A 2,719-nucleotide genomic window follows, 5' to 3' on the forward strand; every position below is an offset into this window, starting at 1 on the left:
AATGATAGTCTTATCCGAATCGGGACTGCAAAAATACTGTATCACATCTATCAAATTGACAGTCTGATGACAATCTTCGATTCACTCTGTGAAAGATATGATAATATCAGGTTATCGATTGCGGGTGATGGCCCCGAACGAGACAATCTTCTGGCCCTCAAATCGAAACTCCGGCATGGCGATAAGATCGAGTTCAGGGGGCAAATCGATAATAGTGAGGTGCCTGATTTTCTGCGGGAACTGGATATTTTCGTGTTGCCGTCGCGTTTCGAGAGTTTTGGTGTGGCGGCTGTGGAAGCTTCGGCTGTCGCTCTGCCGGTTGTAGCTTACGATGTCGGAGGTGTGCCGGAAGTTGTTGTAAATCGCGAAACCGGGATATTATCACCCGCAGGCGACAGGCAGGCGTTTCAGGATGCATTGGCTGAATTGATTGAGAATAAAAGCCTCCGTAATCAATATGGCCAAAAGGGAAGAAAGTTAGTTCGGGACAGCTATGACATCAGGGATTCAGTTAACAAGCAAATCGATATTTACCAGGATGTGATTACACGAAGATCTTAATTAGATTGAAATCCAACCAATAATTTCTTACTATCTGATGATAAGCTGAAAGGAGTTTTATGGCTGTCAGGGGCGTGCCCTTTTATCGCATGAAGTTCACCAAATCCGAATTGTCGGCGGTCGAAAAAGTGCTCAAAAGCGGATGGCTCACCAGCGGTCGGGTCGCCCGTGAATTCGAGCAGAAGGTAGCGGATTATGTCGGCTCGAAATATGCGGTGGCCGTCAACTCCTGCACAGCCGGACTTCACCTGGCCCTGAAAGCACTCGCTGTCGGCAAAGGCGATGAGGTCATTACAACTCCGTTCACATTTGCCGCTTCCGTTGAAGCGATTCTGCATGCGGGGGCAAAGCCTGTGTTTATAGATATTGAGCCTGACACGCTCAATCTCGATGCTTCTCAACTCGAAGCAAAGCTGAACTCAAAAACCAGGGCGATCATGCCGGTCCATATTGCCGGGTTACCGTGCGATATGAGCGCGATCAAACGCATAGCAAAAAAGCATGATCTCAGGATCGTCCATGACGCCGCCCATGCTTTGGGTGCTTCGTACGGCAAAAAGAAAATCGGCGCTATCCCGGATATATCGTGCTTCTCATTTTACGCGACCAAGAACTTAACCACCGGTGAAGGCGGTATGGTTACCACGGACAATCGCGAAGTGGCTGAAAAAATCAGGGTACTTAGTTTGCACGGTATGGATAAGAAAGCCTGGCGCAGGTATCTCGATTGCGGGAGCTGGTATTACGAAGTCGTCGAACTCGGTTACAAGTACAACCTGGCTGATATTAATGCCGCCCTGGGACTGGCCATGATGAAGCGTTTTGAGAAGCTCCAGAAAAAACGTAGCGAGGTTGCTGAGTGTTACAACCGGGCTATTTCAGAAATCGACGGGATAAAACTGCCGGAAATGAAAAAGGGCCGGGCTCACGCCTGGCATCTCTATATTATCCAGTTGATGCCGAACAGGCTGTCGCTTGACCGCGATCGTTTTATTCAGGAGCTGACGGACCGCAATATCGGAACCAGTGTTCATTTCATACCACTTTTTAAGCACCCATATTATAAAGGCAAATTTGGTCTGCGTGCAGAGCATTTCCCGAAATCTGAACAGGCATACAAACGGATTATCTCGCTCCCATTTTATCCCGATCTGACAAAACCTGAAATCAACTATGTCGTTCGTGCTATGAGCGAGATAGTAAAGCGTTACAAGAAACTATGAACCGGCTCTGCGATTTGATTCTCTCTACCCTCGCAATTATTATCACATTCCCATTCTGGATCGTGATCACTCTCTTGATCCTGATCTTCTCTCCGGGAGCACCATTTTTTGTGCATGAGCGCATCGGTCGAAATGGCAGCAGGTTCGGGCTGATCAAGTTTCGTACCATGAAAATGAACAATTCCGGCCCGCAGGTGACTGTCGCCGGGGACCGCCGTGTGACCTCGATCGGCCGGGTTTTACGCATGCTCAAACTCGATGAACTTCCGCAACTGCTGAATGTCTTTGTCGGTCAGATGGCGATTGTCGGGCCGCGGCCGGAAGCCCCTGAATATGTTCGCCGGTACAGTTCCGGACAAAAGCGTATCCTCAATTACCGACCTGGTCTGGTCGATCCCGCTACCCTCAAGTATCGAGATGAAGAAGTAATTTTAGCCGGCTACGATGATCCCCAGGAAGCGTACCTGAATAACATACTGCCCGACAAGATAGAAATGTCGCTCGAATACCAGAAAAAACGAAATCTGCGCACCGATCTGGGTATAATCTTTAATACGATCGCGGCTATTTTTCGCGGGCGATAAAACTGCTTGCAATTTTTTTATAAATCCTGTTTCCTTAATCGTATGAGAAAGTTTCTGGCCGGTAGATTTTTGCTTCTTTTGATGGATGTGGCGGCGCTCCAGGTGGCCTTCTTTTTGATTTTCATGTTGCGCTACCAGATGGATCTTCTGCCCGCTCCCGATAGTTCCTACCTCGATTTGAGTCTGGGAGATTATATCCTCCCCAGCCTTGTGGTTACAATGTGCTGGCTGGCGATATTCTTCGCGTTTGGATTCTACCGTCCCAAGCCGGTCAAAGCGCTATTCAATGAAATTACGAGAGTTATCTCTGCTGTTTCAGTCGGGATAATGATCTTCGCGTTTTTGCTCTAC

Annotated in this window: 4 protein-coding genes; all 4 read left to right on the top strand. The window is 48.2% G+C overall.

The window, feature by feature from the left end:
• A partial coding sequence (locus GF404_06895) for a glycosyltransferase (protein ID MBD3381907.1) occupies positions 1-561 on the top strand: 561 nt, incomplete at its 5' end.
• A 59-nt stretch (positions 562-620) separates the two neighbouring features.
• Positions 621-1,784, top strand: coding sequence for an aminotransferase class I/II-fold pyridoxal phosphate-dependent enzyme (locus GF404_06900; protein ID MBD3381908.1), 1,164 nt, complete (start codon positions 621-623; stop codon positions 1,782-1,784).
• Positions 1,781-2,368, top strand: coding sequence for a sugar transferase (locus tag GF404_06905; protein ID MBD3381909.1), 588 nt, complete (start codon positions 1,781-1,783; stop codon positions 2,366-2,368). Before GF404_06900 ends, GF404_06905 begins: the two co-directional genes overlap by 4 nt.
• A gap of 42 nt (positions 2,369-2,410) precedes the next feature.
• Positions 2,411-2,719: hypothetical protein (locus GF404_06910; protein MBD3381910.1), on the top strand; the 309-nt coding region annotated here is incomplete at its 3' end.

This window comes from Candidatus Zixiibacteriota bacterium, from assembly GCA_014728145.1.
Classification (GTDB): Bacteria; Zixibacteria; MSB-5A5; order JAABVY01; family JAABVY01; genus WJMC01.

Excerpts from the sequence above, each read along its gene's own strand:
- GF404_06900 (MBD3381908.1), top strand. The coding sequence starts at position 621 with ATGGCTGTCAGGGGCGTGCCCTTTTATCGCATGAAGTTCACCAAATCC.
- GF404_06905 (MBD3381909.1), top strand. The coding sequence starts at position 1,781 with ATGAACCGGCTCTGCGATTTGATTCTCTCTACCCTCGCAATTATTATC.